A 22389-nucleotide genomic window follows, 5' to 3' on the forward strand; every position below is an offset into this window, starting at 1 on the left:
AATACTCAAAAGGTTAATTCATATATTTAATTAAAACCAATTTCATCGATGTAATAAGTGTAAGGGAACAGAGCACTTTCAATACCGTTAAGCTGGAGTTCTATAGTTTCTACATCTGAAAAATCTGCTGAGAATGCAGAGAAAGGGATGGTTACCGTTGTCCATTCTCCTGCCTGAGTAGTAGCCGGAGTAGTGTAAGAACCAGTCCAGTTTCCATTAATTACAACAGTAAATGTTGTGCCGGCGTCAGTTAAAACTGTGAATTTCAACTCTGAAAATGCAGAAAGGTCATAGCCTGGAGCATTTTGACCAAACTTTAGAACACCTCCTTCTTGTTGCACCACAACCCCTGCAGTTGAACCTTTGTACACGTTTTCGGTGCCATTCCAGTCAACTGTGGTGTTATAATGCCAGCCATTGCTATCGTACCCGGCAGCTGCCCATTCATCAGATATTCCGTCAGCATAAACGGTTAGTCCAAAAGATGGTGCAGGGGCTTGCAGGTCAAATCCTATATCATCAATGTATATAGTGCTGGCAGATGCTTCAGTATTTTTAAACTTGATAGCTCCCATTGATTTGTCATCAAAACTGCTCAACGGCAGGGTGTAGCGGGTCCATTTACCCTCTTCGACCTGTACTGTGACTCCTGCATCACAATCACATAATGAAACCAAAATGTCTGTAGTTCCTGTTCCTTCGGCCCCATAGGCAGAGAAATGAAAAGTTTGATATGCAGAAACATTGGGACCTGCTGGATATGTTCCAATTTGAAGGGCTCCATAAGCATCAGCATTATAAATAAGCTTGATTGCAGAGTTTCCATTCTGAACTATTTCTGAAGAATTCCAGGTCCAGGTACCTCCCCAGCCTCCCCAGGTATTTTGGAATGGAGCTTCTACACCATCATAATATACTGGGAAACTAAAGACCGGAGCATCGGTTGCCGGAACAGGATAACCCAGAGCTGCGGCATCTGCATCAGAGACCAGTACTTTAGAGATTTCATGAATTACTGCGTTGGTGGCTCCAATGTTTGTATTGACAAAAGTTGCTTTGGGTGCATATTCATGAGAGGGTATGAGTGCACCTGCTGTAACGTCAACGGTCAAATCATCCTCCCTAAGTGTGGATAAGTCGCCATTTGTCAATTGACTGCTCATAAGGAGTCCTTCGTGTAAATGATACTCAATAAGGTTTTTTAGAAGTTCAATTTCTTCCGGGGTGTCAAAATCTTCAAGACTGTCGAAGTTTTCGATGGTAGCAAAAAAAGCATCAAAAGCATCGTTATTCGGAATAAAAGCAGTCAACTCATCATTTATAAGAAGATCTGTCAACCCGGCTTTTTCTGCTGCCGCCAGGAAGCTGGTAAATCCTTTGTCTTCGGCGCGCGCTTTTAGATCAAGTGTAGCACCTAAGACGCTCTGGAAAACTTCTTCAGGAAGAAGCACTTTATCAATACTGTGGATGATTCCATTAACTCCCTGGATATCCAGAGTCACAAAATTTGCAGTTGAATAGGATGCATCAGAGATAACTACATTCTCATCAATGACAAAAGTATCACCCTGCAGGGTTGTTTGTTCTGTCCCGGCAATTGTAGCCGAAAGAATGTTCTCTCCGGTCACTACGTGATACATCAGGATTTTCTGAAGCGTTTCAACCGGTACATCCTCTAAAGTGGCCCATCCAAAAGCTCCGTTGAGCCGGCTCATCAAGTTTTCAAAGGCTGCATTAGTGGGAGCGAAAAAGGTGATTGGATAGGATTCATTTTCGGTGTCTCTAATGGAGAGCGTTTCGGTCAATCCTGCTCTTTCTACGGCAGCTGCCAACATTGAAAAATTTGGATTTGCTTCTGTATGATCGGCTACTGTAGGAGGAACTAATACTCCATCAATTATATGCAGCACTCCGTTGGTCGCACCAACATCTGATGTGCCGGGTTGAACTGCGGCCATACCGTTGAGCGTGATTCCGCCTTCGGTATTTATAAAAAGATCAAGAAACTCACCATCGGGGCCTGTTGCCATAGTGGACACGTAGCCCGTAGCAAGGTTATGGCTAAAGTCGGCAGTAGTCGTGCTAATTATATGATTTTGCACAAGATTTTCTGTGATCTCAGCCTCTACACTAGCAAAAGCCGCATCCTGTGGTGCAAAAACAGTGTAGGTGGTAGTCTGTCTTAAAATGGAATCAATATTTAGTTCCACTTCTTCCATAGCTCCATAGAAGGAGGAGAGGTTGGGCGTAGAGGAAATAATTTCGCTAAGGTTGCGGGGATCATCACCCAATTGTGGATATAGGTCGTCATCCTTATCACAGGAAACAAAACCCACTACTGCCAGCAACATTAAAAGAGAGCGTATTTTTAATTTTTTCATCTGGTTATATTTTGAATTAATGGAACCGGAAATCTGGTTTTTGAAGACTTGGAAAGTAGCTTGGTCAACCTCCTTCCGGATCCATTTTCTATTCTTTTTACTTAGTCTTAGAGGAAACCAAAGTCATCTACATAGAAGATGTATTGTGGTAATCCTGTGTTAGTTGATTCCTGAAAGTCAATCCTGGTAATAAGCGCAGGAGCACCACCTGTAGGGTAAAAATCTCTAAGAGGAATCACATATTTTGTCCATTGCCCCGAAATTAATTTTAACTGGACAGGTGATGAGTCGAAATCGTTAAGCACAACATTCACCATTTGTCCTTCTACTGTTCCATATAATGAGACGGTAAGAGCCTGGTAGCCGGTATATGAAATATTGGTGCCTGGAGTGAAAGTTAACCCAGACCATCCTTCACGGTAGCTGGCTATTGAATACTGTCCCAATGCCGGATCTGTATTTTCTACGTCAAAAGTTCCACCCCACTGGCTCATTTCCCAATCTGCATTAAGCGCATCAATGAAAATGGAGTAACTAAATCCATAGGAATCAGATTGGGCCACGGCACCACGTGCAGTTTCCAGGTAGATATATGCCTGTTCTATTCCATCGGGTACTTTAACTGTAACTTGAGTTTCAGAAACCGAAAGAATTTCTGCCTCACTTTCTACAAGGTTTCCTTCTTCTGCAGTGCCGGAAACAAAAGTAACTTTACTGGTTTCAGAAAAATCACCTCCAATAAGTGTTACGGTTTTTATACCTTCAGTGGTGGTAGCTTCAGTAAAATCTTCAATAGTGAGAAGTGAGAAATCATAAGTGGTCTCCCCGTGAAGATTCACCAGTCTCAAGGTGTTCTCCTGCCCTACATAAGGCGCTTCTCTGGGTACAGATGTGAAAGTAAGCTCATCTGTAGTCAAAGCAGGATTAAAACTTGCTCTAACCCCATTAAACCAGATTTCTGTAAGGGAGGCAAAATTCTTACCTCTTATAATATAGGTGTTTTCAAGTACTCCCTGGGTAACAGGAACATCTTCCCTGGCTTCACTCACGCTTGTGATCACCGGAGGCTGACTCCCTCCTTCAATCTCTTCGACGTCGAAATCGCTTTCACAGGAAGTAAAAGAGAAAACTGCCAGGAGGAGAAAAAGGAAAGGAAATTTTGTGTTTCTACTAAATTTCATGGTTTTCATTTTAAGCTTTAGAATTAGTTTTCATCACCAAAATCAAAAGGAACCGGCGGCTCTAATAGTGCCGGGTTATTCTGAATTTCGTTGCTTGGGTAAGGAAATAGAAGATCATCTACGGTTGGCGTAAATTTTTCTGACGCCACAGTTGCAGGAGTCGTAGAATCATCATAAGTTCCTTTTTCCTGTGCAGCCAGGAATGGGATTGAAAATTCGGGTCCCCGGCGGATTACATCGTACCAGAATTCTCCCTCAAGAGCAAGTTCGATTCTCCTCTCCTGGAATACATCTTCACGAGTGTAAGACTCAAGAGCTTCAAGTTCTGCTCTTTCCCGTACCTTATTAAGGGCTTTGAGACCTTCATCGACAGGACCTCCACCCATTATTGCTGCTTCAGCTTTAATTAGGAGTACCTCAGCATAACGAATGATATAAGTGTTGTTGGGATAACTCAACATTCCTCCACCAACTTTACCCACCACATACTTTTTGATTCCTACATTAGTTCCCTGAAAGTCGATGTTGTCGGGAACTGTGTAACCACCATTGATATTTGGATATACTGCACCAGGAGCCATAATAGTACCATAATAGCGCGCGTCATTATCTTCGTAGGCGTCTTGCAGGCTTATGGAAGGACCTAAAGCAGACCAGCCATCGGCAAATCCAGAGATGCCTGAAGAACCATAAAAAGACTGAAGGGAATTTCCTTCTGAATACACTCCAGAATCTGTCCATTGTAAAGCAAATACAGATTCTACATTATTATCATTCTGTACGAGGAATAGATCATTGTAATCTTCCATAAGGCTGAAGGCGCCCGAATTGATCACATCGTTTGCAAGTTGATAAGCCATAGGCCAATTCTCCTGATAAAGATGAATTTTAGCTAACATAGCCTTGGCTGAGTTGCTGTCTACTCTCCCGGTTTGGTACTGTGAAGTTTGGGTCCTGTCATGTAGATTTTCCACAGCAAATTCAAGGTCGCGCTTTATAAATTCATAGATATCCTCTACACGATTTCTAGGAACCACAGGCTCAAGTACATATTTGGTGTTGTCTTCAAGAATAGGCACTGTTCCAAAGATGCGAACGAGATAAAAATATGCTGTAGCACGAATCATTCTGGCTTCTGCAATAGAGTTATTAACAATATTCTCAGGAACCTCGGGGCTTGCCTTTTCAGGAAGCGTGTTGATCACCGAGTTAGATTGCGCAATTACTGCATAGAGGCTTTCCCAGGCCTGTGTTAGGGTTCCGTGCTCTCCGGTAATAGCGAAAGTTTGAAATTCTGAGTTACGGGCGTCCCAGGTGCGGGCATTACCCGAAGCTAATTCTCCAATACCCCAGGAAACGTTACTAACGAATGAATACCATGGTCGCGAGTAAAGATGGTTTGCTGCAGCTTCCACTTCAGCTTCGGTTTGATAAAAGTCATCAACGTTATAGGCATCTTCTGGCGTCCTGTCTAGAAAATCGTCGGAACAGGAACTCAGAATAAGTGCTGTAGTGAGTCCTGCCAGCACGAGTACTTTTTTTGTTCTAAATAATTTTATCATCATATCAATATTATAATTCAACATTTAATCCAAGCGTAAATGTTCTTGGTGAAGGATAACGACCGTTATCAACTCCCATCAAGAGAGTATTTTGGTTATATGTACCAACTTCCGGATCATAGCCGTAGTAATTGTCAAAAGTGTAAAGGTTCTGGATACTTCCGTATATTTTCAGGTTGTCCATGCCAAACTTTTTAGCAATATCTCTTTCAAGGGTATAACCTAAAGTTACATTTTGAATTCTTATATAAGAACCATCTTCAATATACCTGTCAGACATGATGATATTTGGGTTTGATTCACTACCCCTTACAAGACGCGGTTGCTGCCCATCTGGGTTTGCTACTGACCAGTAATCAAGAACGATTGGATCCTGGTTAACATAGTAACTGCTTCCTGCTGTAAGAGTTCGTTTTACACCACTAAAGACGTCATTACCATAGGATCCCTGAAGGAAAACTCCTAATTCAAAATTCTTATAGCTAAAGTTGTTCTGGAAACCAAAAGTGAAATCGGGATGAGGGTTACCAATAACAGTTCGGTCTTCACTATTAATAACACCATCACCATTGATATCCTCATACTTGATATCTCCTAACCAGGTAGTGCCAAAGAGTTCGTCACTAACAGGTCTTCCAAATTGGATAGGTGCATTTTCAAGGTCTTCGAGAGTGCGGAACATTCCTGCTACTTTGTATCCGTAGAACATACCCACAGGCTCTCCAACCTGGGTAAGAGTGACGTTCATATTAGAGTCACTTATATAAAGCGCCTGGTTAATCTTTAAATCTCCCAGAAGCTCTGTAACTTCATTTTTATAATGAGAAAAGGTAAGTGTACCACCATAATTAAAGTCTGATTCTCCTAAAGTTTTATAGCTTATCGCCAAATCAATCCCTTTGTTCACCATTTCTCCAAGGTTGATCCATGGGGCGGCAATAGCACCGGGTGACTGGCCTCCGGTTACAAAGTCTGTTACAGCGTATTGGAATAAAAAGTCTTTAGAAGTTTTATGCCAAAGCTCCACGGTGGTGTTTAACCTTTGGTCAAGTGCAGAGAAGTCCAGACCAAAGTTGGCCATAACCGATGATTCCCAGGTTAGATCTTCATTCTTATAGTTAGCGTATTCAAAACCTGTGCCTAATCCCGTGTTCATCGGGTTTAGAACTACACCATAGGCAAAGTTGGGTATGTTTTGATTTCCTACCTCTCCATATCCTCCATAGATTTTAACATCTTCTAGAGTAGTGAAATCTTCCATAAATGCCTCCCTGGAAAGTATCCATGAAGCAGCTACTGAGGGAAAATAACCCCATTTATTACCCTCTGCAAACTTGGAAGAACCATCTGCTCTTAAAGAGAGGGTTAAGTTATATTTATCATCAAAGGTGTAAATCGCACGTCCAAAATAAGACTCTAAAGCAGAGCTACCTATGTATTGATCTACAAGGTCATCTGCATTTCCCTGGCCAAGTACCGGTAGCTTATTACTAACAAATTGCCCGTCTACTGCGGTGACGCCTTCCCAGCTGGATTCCTGTACTTCCTGCCCCACAAGAACAGTTACCGCATGTTTATCAGCAAAAGAGTTGTTATAAGTAAGCAGGTTTTTTAAGATCCAAAAGGTGCTGTTTTCCCGAACAGCCTGGAAACGGTTTTGTCCGCTTTCGATGTTTCCGTAAGAATACGTAGGTTGAAAATAATCTCTCAGGGTATTGCCAACATCGCCGCCTATTTCTGTTCTAAAGGTGAAATTGGCAGGCAAATCAAGTTCTACAAAAATATTACCTAATACCCTGTTTCTTTCTACATTGTTTTGAATGCTTAATGCTTCAGCAATTGGGTTACGGGTTCCGTAGGCAATTTCATCTGGAGTTACGGGTCCTGCGAAAGATCCGTCTGGATTGTAAACTGCTGTGGCGGGATTGTTGAGAAGCGAAAGCGAAATGATCCCATTACTTTCGTTGTTCAGTGTGATCTTATCATTTGTTCTACTGGCAGAAATATTTACCCCTGTAGATATCCAGTCTTTAATATCGGCATTAATATTTGCTCTTACCGTCATACGGTCAAATCCAGAACCAATAACAGTACCTTCCTGGTCAGTATAGGAGGTGGAGAGGAAGTAATTGATTCCTTCTTTTGCTCCTGAAAATGCGAGCTGATGGTTTTGTAAAATTGCGTCATCAAAAACCTGTGCCTGCCAGTCAGTTCCATGGCCAAGAAGGTCTGGATTAAGGAACTCTATTTGTTGATTTAGGTTGTAAATCTCTCCAATGTTGTTTTGGTGGATAGCATATTCCTGTAGATTCATAACGTCCATCTTATTAGTTGGACGTTGTAATGCAACATAAGTATTGTAGCTTAATTTGCTCTTGCCTAATTTCCCTTTCTTAGTGGTGATCAACACTACACCGTTTGATCCTCTTGAACCATAAATAGCGGTAGCTGAAGCATCTTTAAGAATGTTGATAGATTCGATGTCATTCGGGTTTAAAGCAGCCAAGGGACTTAGCCCTTCGGCACCTGCTTCTCCCGAAGTGGGTACTCCATCAATGATGTATAGTGGTTCACTAGAACCTGTAATAGAGTTTACCCCGCGTATTCTTACCGATACAGCGGCACCGGGCTGTCCCGAGTTCTTTGAAATAGCTACCCCGGCGGCCCGACCTTGCATAAGTTGGTCTACGCTTACCTGTGGTACGTTCTCCAGTTCTTCTGAACTAATTCTTGCTACAGAGCCCGTAATGTTTTCTTTTAATTGAGCCCCATATCCAATGACTACTACTTCTTCAAGTGCCTGGGCATCATCATTTAATGAGATATTGAGATTTTGTCCTGGAGTTACTTTTACCTCCTGGGTTACAAAACCTACATAGCTAAAAACGAGATCTGTTGGTCCCTCTACAGTAATTTGAAAATTTCCGTCAAAATCTGTTGTGGTACCATTTGTCGTTCCCTTTTCGATTACGTTTACACCCAAAAGGGGTATTCCATTACTGTCGGTCACAGTACCATGCACCTTCTCTTGTGTCTGTGCTATAGTCGCGGTCGAACAAAAGATCAGCATGAGTAAAATCTTGCCATAGCGATAGAAAACGTTTTCGCTCTTGTTTGGATTTTTGTACATAAGAAATTGTGTTGTTAATATTTGTGGTTAACTCGCTAAAGATTTCGGAAGCTTTCCAACCGAAGATTTGTTATAGCTTCAGAACTGGAAAAATTTCCTTAGTCAAATTTAAAGCACATGTTAAGCTGTTGTTAATATTATTTTATCATTTAATGATGATATTTTTTCCCTATTTCGAAAAAGATTCTCCTTATTATAAGAATATATTACAGAGGCAGAGTCTGTATAATAGAGCATCTTAGTAGTGGAGAGAAAAATAGGGTGTGGAAAAGACTTTTTTAAGAGGGATTAATTCCGGGAGGTTAGATGTGATCTCACCAGTTTTCCTGAAGCTGAAATATTCTTTTCCTGGTTTATTTCTGAAGGTTTGATCCCGGGTAGAAGCGCCGCAGAAGACTCATCCTTGTCGGCTATAGACCAGTTAGCCCATGATAGATTGTGTTGCTCCATAAAATCTATCCATTCCCCCGTTTCCTGTTTGTAAACGGGCCCATCTCCGTTGGCATTTGTAGTTCCAAATTCAGTAACAAAAATGGCTAAGCCTTTGTTTATTGCTGTTAAGGCTGTATTTCTAAGTTCCTGTCGATGGGTCCCGGCATAAAAATGAAGTGTATAGGCTAAATTCTCTCCTTCTACCGGGTCTTCTGCAGCAAGATCTACCCGTTGAGACCAGTTAGGAGTACCAAGGACAATAATGTTGTCTGGGTCGTGTTGGCGAATAGAAGCTACAACCTGTTCATGATATGGTTTCAATACTTGTGGCCAGGAGATGTCAAGAGGTTCATTGTAAATCTCATAAATGAGATTTGGGTAATCTCCAAATTCTTTCGCTATCTCAGAAAAAAACTGTTGGGCTTCTATCAAATGATCTTCAGCATGATGATCATGCCAGTCAACAATTACATAAATACCCAGGTCTATTGCTGCTTCTATTATTATTTTAACTTTTTCCTTTTCCCTCTCCGGGTGGTCAAGGTATCCTTCATGTTCTATCGCCATGGCTGCCCTTATGAGTTGAATATCCCATCCTGCTACGAGATTCTCTACAGTTTCGCGATTATAATATTGTGATTGCCACTGGCTCCAAAACAAGGACATCCCTTTTAATTGTACAGGTTGGCCTGAGGCGTCAACAATTTGTCCATTTTTTACTTTTAATTGCGCATGGGTGGCTACGGGAGTAACATTTTCTTCAGGTGAATTCTGAATTTCTTTTTTTGAGGAACAGTTGGTGTTTAAAGAGAATAGGATCAGGAGAAAAGAAAGTAGTTTTAAGTTTTTCATAATAGAAATAAATTGGCTTAGAGTACTCTTTTTATTCCGCTAAATTCCTCTCGATATTGGGAAGGAGTGCAATTTTTGCTCTTTTTGAACACTCTGTTGAAGTTGGCTATATTATTGAAGCCGCATTTAAATGCTATCTCTGCAATACTTAGATCTTTTTCTATTAACCATCTGGAGGCGAAACCTATACGAGTGTCGTTCACATATTCTATTAATGTCTTACCTGTCCTTTTCTTAATGAAGCGGTTGAAAGAAACAGGACTCATGTTGACTAGTTCAGAGATCTTGTTTAGTGAAATTTTATTTTGATAATTCTCCTGAACATATTCATAAATAATCTTGATTTTATCGCTGTTCTCAAAATTTTTATTATCTGAAGTGTAGGAAGAAAGCAAACGTTGATTTCTGGAGATCGCCAGATCCTGAAGAATGGAAATTAACTCTAGAAAATAATCAATACTGTCAATTTTAGAGAGGCGTAAAATTTTTGGAGTTACCTCTTGTGATATTTTTTCAGAAAAAAGTATTCCATGAGCAGAACGATCAAACATATCTTTAATAGGCTTCATTATTCTTCGGCTCAAGAGTCTCTCGTCAAAAAGGTCATTGTGAAATTGTATGGTTATCTCATGAATGTTCTTATTGCTGCAATTGTGAAGTTCCCAGCCATGCTGCAAGTTAGGCCCTACCAAAACCAGTTCAATGTTTTCTATATCTTCCATGCTGTCACCAATAATTCTTCTCACTCCTTTTCCGTTCAGAATAAAATTCAGTTCATATTCTGGATGAAAATGGATTGGAAAGTCGAAATCATCCTTAATTCTATCAAAAACAAGAAAACTATCTTCAGGGGATAAGGGGGTAATTTCCCTGTGAGCTTGTGCAGTCATTTATTCTAAATTTTGTGTTCTGGAAAAAATTTCATCATTAAATGACAAAATCATATTAACCAATATCCTTTTGCTGGAGTAAATTTGAACATCATAATTTTTTGTGCTTATTAATGGGATTATCAAATTCTGGTAGTTAAAGATAAGCCAAGATTTATTAATTTAAAAATGTTTTGTCAAAACAGAAGTATGAAATCTACACCAGGCATGAAGGATTTTATCAAATACCTTATAGTTTTATCCCTTTTAGTTCTGAATGTTGGTTGTAAATCTATATCGGGTATAGATTATAACGCAATTAAAGTTTCAGATATCCAGGCAACAAATTCTACTAAATTGCTTTACCATAACATTCAAAGTATTTCTAGGAAAGGAATTGCATTTGGTCATCAGGATGCTACGGCCTATGGGATTGGCTGGAAGCACGATGAAAACTCTGAAGTCTTAAAAAGTGATATTCAGAAAGTAGTAGGGGCCTTACCTGTAGTTCATGGTTATGATATTGGGCACATAGAACTTGACAGGCCTCATAATCTTGACACCGTTTCTTTTGCTTTGATGAGAGATCACATTCAGAAGCTGTACGACAAGGGTGCTATAATAACAATGAGCTGGCATCTGGATAACCCTGTGACGGGTGGAAGTTCCTGGGATAAAACTCTGGCGGTTCCCGCTATTCTTAAAGGAGGAGAACAGCGAGAAAAATATATTCTTTGGGTGAAAAGGCTTTCAGATTTTTTCAACTCACTAAAAGATGAAAGAGGTAATGTTATACCCATAGTATTTAGGCCTTTTCATGAAATGAATGGTTCCTGGTTCTGGTGGGGCGGAGACAATGTCTCTCCAGAAGATTATAAGCAGCTATGGAAGGAGACTCAACAATTATTAGAGGAAAACAACGTACATAGCTTATTATATGCCTATTCTCCTAACACTGTTAGTAGTGAGGAAGAGTTTGAGAAGTATTATCCCGGAGATGAGTTTGTGGATATTCTTGGAGTTGACATCTATAATCACAGCGGTAATGAAGCTTTTACCAAAGATGTGAAGAGGAATTTAGAAATTGTAAAACAAAAAGCATTATTAGCCAATAAACCTTTTGCGCTCACCGAAACCGGTAATAATAATTTTGGAGAAGATCCTCTTTGGTGGACTCAGACATTGTATCCCGGGATTAAAGATTCGGGCGCCGCATGGATGTTGCTTTGGAGAAATGCACGGCCATCCCATTATTTTGCTACCTATCCCGGTGAAATTTCAGAAGAGAATTTTAAGGAATTTGCTGAACTCGAAGAGATCATTTTTCTGGATGAGGTGAAGGAATTAACTACTAATTAATTGAAGAGACCCCCCTATGTTACAAGGTTTAGATATTGCGATAATTTTAGCTTACTTGGTTGGTACCATTTTAATTGGTCTGGCATTGAGGAAAAAGGCTCAAAAGAGTAAAGATGACTATTTATTAGGAGGAAAAGATCTGCCCTGGTACATGCTGGGGCTGTCCAACGCTTCTGGAATGTTCGATATTTCCGGAACCATGTGGCTTGTAACCCTTACGTTTGTCTACGGATTGAAAAGTATCTGGATTCCCTGGCTCTGGCCTGTCTTTAATCAGGTGTTTTTAATGGTATTTCTGGCCACCTGGCTTCGTAGGTCACAGGTTACTACAGGTGCAGAGTGGATACACTTTCGCTTTGGTAAAGGCCAGGGTGGAAATAGATCTCACACCATAATTGTCATTTTTGCCATCTTAAGCTGCCTTGGATTCTTAGCTTACGGGTTTATAGGATTGGGGAAATTTGTAGAAATATTTATACCCTGGGAAATGGTTTCGGCCTACGTTCCCTTTAATGTTCCTGCTGAATATATTCCGCACTTCTACGGTGTGATCTTTACTATGTTCGCTGTTTTCTATTCAGTTTTAGGAGGAATGTCGGGAATAGTCTGGACCGATCTTCTGCAGTATTCAATTATGACAGTCTCCTCAATTGCTATTGCAGTAATTGCATGGCAGGCGATGGGAGAGGGAAGTATGAATGTCCCCGAGGGGTGGATGAACCCCTTATTTGGATGGGAACTTGATATTGACTGGACCGGAATTATTGATGAAGTCAATGAGAAAATTGCGTCAGACCAATATTCCCTTTTTGGACTGTTTTTTATGTTAATGGTCTTTAAAGGAATTCTTTCCAGCATAGCAGGGCCTGCACCCAATTACGATATGCAGAAAATTCTTTCCACTAAGAGCCCTCTTGAAGCAGCCAAAATGAGTGCGTTCTCCATTGCAGCTTTAATTCCTACAAGATATTTAATGGTGGGGGGCTTTTCGGTACTCGCCATTCTTTTTTATGATGACCTAAGACTTGAAACTGCGGGTATTCTCGACTTTGAGAAGATCTTGCCTGCAGCAATTGGTCAATTCGTGCCGGTAGGGCTGCTTGGTTTGCTCCTGGCCGGACTTTTAGCTGCTTTCATGTCTACTTTTGCCGGTACTCTCAATGCAGCTCAGGCATACCTCGTTAATGATATCTACTTGAGACATAAACCTCATGCTTCACAAAAGGAAGTGAAGAAAATGAACTATGGTAGTGGAATGGTGGTTGTGCTTATAAGCATCATCCTGGGCTTTTTTGTGCTTGATGTTAACTCCATATTACAGTGGATTGTTTCAGCACTTTATGGTAGCTATGTTATTTCCAACACCCTCAAATGGTACTGGTGGCGTTTTAATGGTGAAGGCTATTTCTGGGGAATGGTTTCCGGTATTGTTCCAGCCATGATCTTCCCGCTCATCACCGATACTCTTGATCTTTATTATTTTCCTGTCATTTTGCTAATCTCCATTATTGGAAGCATCATTGGAACTTTCAGCGCTCCTCCAACCGATGAGCGTATTCTTAAAGATTTCTACGTGAAGACAAGACCATGGGGATTTTGGAAACCTATTCTGGAAAAAGTAAAACAGGAGAATCCTGAAGTAACCCGAAACAAGAATTTCTCAAGAGACATGTTTAATGTTTTAATAGGAGTAATTGCACAAACAGTTCTGGTACTCATTCCACTTTACCTCATTTTACATGAAAATATTTCAATGATAATTTCAATTGCAGTACTCGTGATCTGTGTTTTCATCTTGAAGAAAAACTGGTGGGACCATATCAAAAAAGAAGCTGGAGTAAATATTAAATAACCCTACAAAAAATGTCTTCAAATAAACAAAAAGAATTAATGAGTAAAATACCTCAATACGAGCAACTCATAAGAGAACATAAAGAATTTATTCAAATTCCGAATATACCTTCACAACAATCTAATGGAATTGTACAGCGCTATAAAAATCCTGTTGTTACAGCAGCTCACGCACCACTTCACTGGAGGTATGATTTTAATTCTGAAACCAATCCTTTTGGTCTGGAAAGGATTGGGGTAAATGCCACTTTTAACCCGGGCGCTATAAAGTGGAACGGGAAATATGTCTTGGCAGTAAGAGTGGAAGGTAACGATCGCAAATCTTATTTTGCAATGGCCGAAAGTCCCAACGGTGTTGATAATTTTGAATTCTGGGATAAACCGGTACAACTGCCACAAACAGAAGAACCCGACACCAATGTTTACGACATGAGGCTTACTCAGCATGAAGATGGATGGATCTACGGTATATTCTGTACAGAAAGAAAAGATAAATCCAATCCCGATACGAGCGCAGCAGTTGCGAATGCGGGAATTGTTAGAACCAAAGATCTGTTGAACTGGGAAAGATTGCCCGATCTTATTTCCAATTCCGGTCAACAACGAAATGTAGTCATGCACCCCGAATTTGTGAATGGCAAATATGCACTTTACACCCGACCACAGGATGGTTTTATCGAAGTTGGAAAAGGTGGTGGTATAGGTTTGGGGTATATTTTAGACATGACAAATCCTGTTTTGGAAGATGAGAAGATCATCAACCATAAAATCTACCATACAGTATATGAGCTAAAAAACGGTCTGGGACCGGCACCTATTAAGACCGAGAAAGGCTGGCTGCATTTGGCTCACGGTGTAAGAAACACAGCTGGAGGTTTAAGGTATACGCTTTACTTGTTCATGACCGATCTTCAGGATATTTCTAAAGTAATACATCAACCTGCCGGTTATTTTATGGCCCCAAATTATGAAGAGACTGTTGGTGATGTCCCTAATGTGTTATTTGGAAACGGCTGGATCAAAAATGAAGATGGTAAAGTTTTCATTTACTATGCTTCTTCCGATACCCGAAGCCATGTAGCAGTTTCTTCAGTCGATAAGTTGCTGGACTATGTAATGAATACTCCGCAGGACGGTTTAACTTCAAGAGCATCGGTAGATACTATAATAGAATTAATAAATAGTAATAAAGAATTGGAGTAATGACAAATTCCACATCACAACTCAAGGCTGAACTTTCTGCAGAACTGGAAAATATTCTGAAGTACTGGAAGGAGTTCAGCATTGATGAAAAGAATGGAGGATTTGTAGGCCAGCGAGATCATTGGAATAAAGAAGTTGTTGGAGCTTCCAAAGGAGTAATTCTTAACACCCGCATACTCTGGACTTTTTCGGCCGTTGCTAATCACAAAGGAGATAAATTTGGAGACTTGAGGTCATTGGCCGATCGGGCTTACAGGTATCTAAAAAAGGCATTTCGAGATGACATTTTTGAAGGGGTATACTGGGAGTTGGATGCCCTGGGTAAACCTCTTAATAAAAGAAAGCAGATCTACGCACAGGCCTTTGCTATTTATGCGCTTTCTGAATATTACATACTTTCAGGAGATGAAGATGCCAAAAATTGGGCAGTTGAACTATTTGAACTGGTAGAGCAACATGCTCGAGAGAAGGAATTTAATGGCTATTTAGAAGCTTTTCAGGAGAATTGGTCTTTTATAGATGACATGAGGCTCAGTGAAAAGGATAAGAATTCGGCCAAAACAATGAATACTCATTTGCATGTGCTGGAGGCTTACACCACCCTGTATAAGATCACAAAATCTGAAGCTGTCAAAGAAGCACTTGACAATCTGATCGAACTTTTTCTTCAGAAATTCTATGATTCCAAAAATCAGCATTTTCAGCTCTTTTTTGATAATCAGTGGAACCGGGAAGGAAATGTGATTTCTTACGGTCACGATATTGAAGCAATCTGGTTAATGATCGAAGCTGCAAAAGCTTCAGGAAATGAAGATTTGATCAAAAGGACTCAGGGTATTGCTGTACCTGTTGCAGAAACTTTCTTAAAAGAAGCCTATGTACAAAAACAGGGAGTCATTAACGAGAAGGATCTGGACTCTGGAGAAACCGATTTAGACCGGCATTGGTGGCCTCATGCCGAAGCTATGGTAGGACTTCAATATGCTTACCAGATTTCGGGAGAGGGAAAATTCAGGGATGCGATTTTTGATATTTGGACCTTTACAAAGAAGCACATTATAGATCATCAAAACGGAGAATGGTTCTTTAGAATCGATAAAAACTTTCAACCTTATACGCAGGAAGATAAACTGGGCATGTGGAAATGTCCTTACCACAATTCACGTGCGTGTCTCATCTTAACAAAATAAATTATGAAGAGAGTTCTTTTGTACATGTTCATGTCTTTGATTTTCATGAGTTGCAGCAAAGATGAAGATCCAATTCAAAATCCTGACCCTATCCCGGTAGATCCTGTAGACCCCGTTGATCCACCTGAAGAGGAGGACTTTGTTCTGCAGCCTGAAAATACAAGAACCTATATGGTTGATGCCTCGGCTACTGAAGAGACTGTCGCCCTCTTTTACCGTTTAAAAAACCTTTCAAGAACTAATTTTATAGTAGGACAACAGGATGCGTTTAATGCCTTCTACGGAAATAATGCAGGAGATTCTGATATAAAGAAACTCACAGGCAGTGATCCGGGTTTGTTGGGGTCAGATTTTATGTTTATAACAGATAAAAATAATAATGGGGAGCCAGAGAACTGGTTTTATCAACAGGAGCAACAAATTATAGCAGATGCTGTAGATGCTTACAACAAAGGAATGGTCAACCATTTTACCTGGCATTTACGTGAGCCTTATGAAGGAGACCATTTTTATACCGATGAAATGACCGACTTTCAAAAGGCTAATGCTTTTAAGAGCATACTGCCTGGTGGAGCTAATCATGAACCCTACAAAGAAAAACTTCAGAAGATTGCTGAAGTAGTTAAAAATCTTAAGGGGAGTGACGGGAAACTAATACCTATAATTTTTAGGCCTTTCCACGAATTTGACGGAGGATGGTTTTGGTGGGGAGCTCCTTATTCTACCGCTCAGGAGTTTAAAACCCTTTGGCAGTTCACCGTAGATTACTTGAAAGATGAACTTAATGTACACAACATTCTGTACGCCTATGCACCCGATAATTCTTACTCAACAGCCACTACTTACTTGCAAAGATATCCGGGAGATGAATACGTGGATATACTGGGAATGGATAATTACGGCGATTTTCTTCCCGGGGATGCATCAAAACTTTCAGCTGCAAATGCAAAACTGAAAATGATTTCAGAGCTTGCAAAAGATAAAGTCAAAATTGCAGCCATGACTGAAACGGGACTATTCATTCCGAATAACACCTTACCTGCAAATTTTTATTCTGAAAATTTATATGAAGTACTGACAAATAATGATATTCAGATAGGCTTCATGATGTTCTGGCAGAATTCTGAAAATCTTTATACTGTACCGGTTCCGGGACTTGAAGGTGAAGAAGACTTTCTCGAATTCGTTCAAAAAGAGGAACCTCTCTTACTTCATGAGATGCCAGATATGTATAACCTACCCAATTAAAACTTTAATAGATCAAGATGAAAAAAATATTTTTGTTAGCACTGGCTTCAGTTATTCTCATATCCTGCAGCAGTGTGAAAAATGTAGAAAAAAGACCTGCTCCAATTAGTGTTAAAGATGGGATCTTTTACAAAGGCAGTGAACCTTACTATTTCATAGGTGCCAATTACTGGTATGGACCATTAATAGGAGCCCGAAATATTGGAGATAGAGAAAGGCTCATCAAAGAGCTTGATCTTATGAAAAGTCAGGGTATTGATAACTTGAGGATCCTTGTTGGGGCAGAAGGTGGTACTCAGGATTTTCAAGTCAAGCCTGCATTGCAGCCCCGGCAGGGGGAGTATAATCAGGACCTGCTCGATGGTCTTGACTTCCTTTTAGCCGAAATGGCAAAGAGAGAAATGTATGCTGTACTCTATTTAAACAATAACTGGATATGGTCAGGCGGAATGTCAGCCTATCTTGAATGGAATGGATATGGAGAAGTTGCCAACCCATTCCTTGATAAATATTCCTGGGAAGATTATTTTCAGTACACCCAACAATTTCACACCTGTACCCCTTGTAGGGAAGCTTTTATAGATCACGTGAAATTTATTGTGGGTAGAACAAATCAGTACACCGGCTTAAAATATACAGATGATACTACCATTATGTCATGGCAGGTAGCTAATGAGCCTCGAATTTTTACTGAAGAGGACAGGCAGCCATTTAGAATCTGGTTAAAGGAAGTGGTTGACCTTCTGGATAATCTGGATCCAAATACTCTTATCTCTACAGGAGCCGAGGGAAAAGCCAGTTATCTTCAGGACCTAAATGAGTATGAATCTTTGCATTCCAACCCAAAGATCGATTATTTAACTGCTCATATGTGGCCAAAGAATTGGGGCTGGTATGATATTGAAAATGAAAAAGGAAGCTTAAAAGTTTCTATTGATAATGCTTACAATTATATTAGTGAGCATGTAGAAGTAGCTCAAATGTTGAATAAGCCTATTGTTCTTTCAGAATTTGGCTTTCCTAGAGAAAAAGAAAGTTTGGCTTTAACTGCCTCTGTAGAGAATAGGAATGAATTTTATGAAGCCTTATTTTTAAAGCTGAAGGAAAGCCATAATGAGAAGGGACAATTAGCAGGAGCAAATTTCTGGGGCTTTGGCGGATTTGCCAAAACTGACCAGAAACGTGGAAAATGGGAAGTGGGAGACGATTTCAGTGGAGATCCGCCACAAGAACCACAAGGATTAAATACGGTTTTTGCACAGGATGAATCTACTCTTAAATTGATCAGAGATTACAATAAAATGATTAATCCAGAAGCTGTTCAAGATTAGACGCTCTAAATAGAGTAAAAGATGCTAACCTGTAGTGTCATTTCAATACCTTTTAAACACAGTAAAAGTAGTTTACTGTCACTTTTACCTGTTTTGTTTTTAGGTTTGCAATTAACTGCACAACAGCTGCCTTTCCTGAAGCTAAGTGAAGACAGGTCTTATATTGAGACTGCAGGAGGAGATCCTTTTTTATGGCTGGGAGATACTGCCTGGGAGCTGGTTCATCGCCTCGATCGTGAGGAGGTGAAAAAATATTTAGAAAACCGGGAGGTAAAAGGGTTCACTGTCATACAAACGGTGATCTTAGCAGAAATGGACGGACTTAATACTCCCAATGCCAATGGCGATAAACCCTTAATAGATAAGGATCCTACCCGGCTAAATGAAGCATATTTTAAATATCTGGATTTTGTAATATCAGAGGCAGAAAAACATGGTCTTTACGTGGGGCTTTTACCTGCCTGGGGAGACAAGTTCAATAAAAGATGGGGTGTGGGTCCGGAAATTTTCACACCTCAAAATGCCAGGGAATATGGTAGATTGTTGGGTAAGAGATATAAAGACTATCCAAACATCATATGGATATTGGGTGGAGACAGGATCCCTGAAAAGAATATACACTTTGAGATCATCCGGGCACTTGCCCAGGGCATTTCAGAAGAGGATAAGAATCACCTGATAAGCTATCATCCTTCGGGAGCAAAACTGGCTTCAGACTTTGTAGATGAGAGTTGGCTGGATATAGATATGTATCAAAGTGGACATTCCAGCACTGCTAAAGAATATCAATATTCTGAAAGAAGCAGGGATAAAAATATCAAGAGACCTGTTATCAATGGAGAAGCCAGATATGAGGATATCCCGGACCGGTTTTGGGAAAACAAAGATTTCGGCCGGCTGGATGAGACAGATGTGAGGGTCTCTGCATATTGGAGCCTTTTAGGAGGTGCGGCAGGTTATACTTATGGTAGTAACGATATCTGGCAAATGTACGATCAGGGCAAAATACCATCTTTAGAGGCTAGGCTTGGCTGGAAAACAGCCCTTAATCTTCCGGGTGCACAACAAATGAAATATCTGCGGGAACTATTTTCCTCTTTGGAATGGCAGAATATGGTTCCGGCACCCGAACTTATTTCAGGTTCCAATCCTCAAGATGAAGGTTACATCCTGGCCTCACAGGCACCAGACTTTGCGTTGTTCTATTCGCCGGAAGGTCGGTCTATAGAGGTAGATCTTCAGGAATTAAATTTTCTGGGATCAAATGCCTATTGGTTTAATCCGCGCCAGGGGATAACTGAAGAAATTTTAGCCGGGAAGAGTTTTAAAAATGGTATTTTTAAACCACCAACTTCTGGTAGAGGTAATGATTGGTTACTTGTGCTTCTTCCTGATTCTCAAAAATTTAAACTAAAAAAACTTTTTTAACATGAGAAAAATGACATCCACTGCCCTGCTACTTGTATCAGTATTGATACTTACAGGGTTTTCCATAAAACAAGATCGTAATATGAAGCTCAATTCACAACCCAACGATAGTATAGAAGCGAAAATCGACTCTTTGCTAAGTATCATGACCCTGGAGGAAAAAGCCGGGCAAATGAACCAGTACAACGGGTTTTGGGAAGTGACCGGGCCTGCGCCAAAAGACGGGGATGCAGCCTTAAAATATGAACATTTAAGAAATGGCCGGGTTGGTTCAATGTTGACCGTGCGTGGTGTAGACCAGGTAAGGGCTGTTCAGGAGATCGTGGTGAATGAATCCAGACTGGGAATTCCGCTAATTATTGGTTTTGATGTTATCCACGGATATAAAACATTGAGCCCTATTCCGCTTGCCGAAGCTGCCAGTTGGGATATGGAGGCTATAAGAAGATCGGCTGAGGTTGGTGCTGCCGAAGCTGCTGCTTCCGGGATCAACTGGACCTTTGCACCTATGGTTGATATTTCCCGGGATGCCCGGTGGGGTAGGGTGATGGAAGGCGGAGGAGAGGATCCTTACCTGGGGAGTAAGATTGCCGCTGCAAGAGTAAAAGGTTTCCAGGGGGATGATCTTTCTAATCCGCTTACTGTTGCTGCCACCGCTAAGCACTTTGCGGGTTACGGTTTTGCTGAAGCCGGGCGGGAATACAATAAAGCAGATATTGGGATGTCAACTTTATACAATATGATCCTGCCACCTTTTAAAGCTGCCGAAGAAGCGGGAGTGAGAACTTTTATGACAGGTTTTAATACGCTGGACGAGATCCCGGTGACTGGGAATGAATTTCTTCTAAGAGATATCCTTAAAGGGAAATGGGGATTTGACGGTTTTGTGATCTCAGACTATGCTTCTATTGAAGAAATGATCGTTCATGGCTTTGTGAAAGACGAAAAAATGGCTGCTAAAAAAGCCGTGGAAGCAGGGGTGGACATGGATATGGAGGCATATTCATATGTGAATGAGATTGTAGACCTGGTGAATGAAGGAAAGTTGGACGAATCTCTTGTAGATGATGCTGTAAGAAGAATTCTTCGGGTAAAATATGAGCTGGGGTTAATGGATGATCCATACAGGTATCTTGATGCGCAGCGGGAAAAAGAAGTTGTGGGTAATGCAGCCCACCATGAAGCTGTTTTGGATATGGCAAAAAAATCTATCGTTCTATTAAAGAATGAGGGGAATCTACTTCCGCTGAAGAAAAACGGACAAAAAATTGCGTTGATCGGAGATCTTGCCGACGATAAGAACAGTCCGCTTGGGAGCTGGAGAATAGCTTCAGATGATAATACTGCCGTATCTGTTCTTGAAGGAATGCAGAAATATCAGGGAAACAAAATCACTTTTGTGCAGGGGGCGCCCCTTGTTGTGGGAACAGAATCTTTTTTAACTGAAGTGAGGTTCAATACTACAGATAAAAGTGGCTTCCCGGCAGCTGTTAAAGCCGCAAGGAATGCCGATGTAGTAGTGATGGTTCTTGGGGAACATGGATTTCAAAGTGGGGAAGGCAGAAGCCGTACAAATCTTGACCTTCCGGGTGTACAACAGGAACTTCTGGAAGAGGTTTACAAAGCCAACAAAAATGTCGTACTAGTATTAAACAACGGTAGACCGCTTGCTATAGATTGGGCTGCAAAGAACATTCCTGCAATAGTGGAGGCCTGGCAATTAGGGACGCAGACAGGAAATGCTGTAGCACAGGTTTTATATGGAGACTACAATCCCAGCGGGAAATTACCAATGACCTTCCCTCGAAATATTGGTCAGACACCAATTTATTATAATCATCAAAATACCGGCAGACCTGAAGATCCCAATCCGGGAGCAGACATGGTATGGTGGTCGCATTATATGGATGTTGAAAATACGCCGCTCTACCCGTTTGGGTACGGCTTAAGCTATACTACTTTCAAATATGATAACCTAAAGCTCAACAAAGAGCAGTTTGAAATGGGCGGGGAGGTACAGGTCTCTGTTGATGTTGCCAACACCGGAAATTATGACGGGAAAGAAGTAGTGCAGCTGTACATTAGAGACCTCTACGGAAGCACAGTTAGGCCTGTTAGAGAGCTGAAAGGTTTTGAATTGGTAGAGCTTAAAAAAGGCGAAAAAAGAACTGTGAATTTCACCCTCACCGAAGCTGAACTTGGTTTTTTCAATAACAAGGGAGAATATGTGGTGGAACCGGGAGAATTTGAAGTATTTGTCGGCGGGAATTCCGTAGAAACTTTAAAGGCTTCTTTTATGCTTGGCAAAGAATAATAAGATAAACGAATTTTGATGAATAGCCCAGGGGCGTACTGGGAATTTCTTGAAGAAG

14 protein-coding genes are annotated in these 22389 nt (G+C 40.7%); 8 read left to right on the forward strand and 6 right to left on the reverse strand.

Annotated elements, in window-relative coordinates:
• Positions 1–26 precede the first annotated feature (26 nt).
• The 6 genes from V5739_RS11720 to V5739_RS11745 all read right to left on the reverse strand — a co-directional run bounded on the left by V5739_RS11720 (position 27) and on the right by V5739_RS11745 (position 10428).
• Complete coding sequence (locus V5739_RS11720) at positions 27–2381, reverse strand: CIA30 family protein (protein ID WP_423818296.1); 2355 nt, start codon at positions 2379–2381, stop codon at positions 27–29.
• A 107-nt stretch (positions 2382–2488) separates the two neighbouring features.
• A complete protein-coding gene (locus tag V5739_RS11725; protein ID WP_423818297.1) occupies positions 2489–3562 on the reverse strand; it encodes a hypothetical protein in 1074 nt (357 codons plus the stop codon).
• A 23-nt stretch (positions 3563–3585) separates the two neighbouring features.
• Complete coding sequence (locus V5739_RS11730; protein WP_423818298.1) at positions 3586–5127, reverse strand: RagB/SusD family nutrient uptake outer membrane protein; 1542 nt, start codon at positions 5125–5127, stop codon at positions 3586–3588.
• Positions 5128–5134: 7 nt separating this feature from the next.
• The gene (locus tag V5739_RS11735) at positions 5135–8254 is read right to left on the reverse strand and encodes a SusC/RagA family TonB-linked outer membrane protein (RefSeq protein ID WP_423818299.1); all 3120 of its coding nucleotides are present in this window, start codon (positions 8252–8254) and stop codon (positions 5135–5137) included.
• 288 nt (positions 8255–8542) lie between these two features.
• Positions 8543–9538, reverse strand: coding sequence for a glycoside hydrolase family 5 protein (locus tag V5739_RS11740; RefSeq protein WP_423818300.1), 996 nt, complete (start codon positions 9536–9538; stop codon positions 8543–8545).
• Between the two features lie 17 nt (positions 9539–9555).
• Positions 9556–10428: an AraC family transcriptional regulator gene (locus tag V5739_RS11745; RefSeq protein WP_345597520.1), complete on the reverse strand. Its 873-nt coding sequence runs from the start codon at positions 10426–10428 to the stop codon at positions 9556–9558.
• A gap of 189 nt (positions 10429–10617) precedes the next feature.
• On the opposite strand from V5739_RS11745, the gene V5739_RS11750 reads away from it, so the two are divergent.
• From V5739_RS11750 to bglX, 8 genes are read left to right on the forward strand one after another with little or no spacing between them, the layout of a single operon-like run.
• A complete protein-coding gene (locus tag V5739_RS11750) occupies positions 10618–11766 on the forward strand; it encodes a glycoside hydrolase family 26 protein (protein ID WP_423818301.1) in 1149 nt (382 codons plus the stop codon).
• Positions 11767–11782: 16 nt separating this feature from the next.
• The gene (locus V5739_RS11755; protein ID WP_423818302.1) at positions 11783–13618 is read left to right on the forward strand and encodes a sodium:solute symporter family protein; all 1836 of its coding nucleotides are present in this window, start codon (positions 11783–11785) and stop codon (positions 13616–13618) included.
• A gap of 38 nt (positions 13619–13656) precedes the next feature.
• Entirely contained in the window at positions 13657–14820 is a 1164-nt protein-coding gene (locus tag V5739_RS11760) for a glycosidase (protein ID WP_423818303.1), read from the forward strand.
• Entirely contained in the window at positions 14820–16010 is a 1191-nt protein-coding gene (locus V5739_RS11765) for an AGE family epimerase/isomerase (protein ID WP_423818304.1), read from the forward strand. The genes V5739_RS11760 and V5739_RS11765 overlap by 1 nt, the downstream gene beginning before the upstream one ends.
• 3 nt (positions 16011–16013) lie before the next feature.
• The gene (locus V5739_RS11770) at positions 16014–17258 is read left to right on the forward strand and encodes a glycoside hydrolase family 26 protein (RefSeq protein WP_423818305.1); all 1245 of its coding nucleotides are present in this window, start codon (positions 16014–16016) and stop codon (positions 17256–17258) included.
• A 17-nt stretch (positions 17259–17275) separates the two neighbouring features.
• The gene (locus tag V5739_RS11775; protein ID WP_423818306.1) at positions 17276–18589 is read left to right on the forward strand and encodes a glycoside hydrolase 5 family protein; all 1314 of its coding nucleotides are present in this window, start codon (positions 17276–17278) and stop codon (positions 18587–18589) included.
• Between the two features lie 21 nt (positions 18590–18610).
• Entirely contained in the window at positions 18611–20017 is a 1407-nt protein-coding gene (locus V5739_RS11780; protein ID WP_423818307.1) for a glycoside hydrolase family 140 protein, read from the forward strand.
• Between the two features lies 1 nt (position 20018).
• The gene (gene bglX / locus V5739_RS11785; RefSeq protein WP_423818308.1) at positions 20019–22331 is read left to right on the forward strand and encodes a beta-glucosidase BglX; all 2313 of its coding nucleotides are present in this window, start codon (positions 20019–20021) and stop codon (positions 22329–22331) included.
• Positions 22332–22389 lie beyond the last annotated feature (58 nt).

The sequence above is a fragment of the Salinimicrobium sp. TIG7-5_MAKvit genome, from assembly GCF_049569215.1.
Classification (GTDB): Bacteria; Bacteroidota; Bacteroidia; order Flavobacteriales; family Flavobacteriaceae; genus Salinimicrobium; species Salinimicrobium profundisediminis.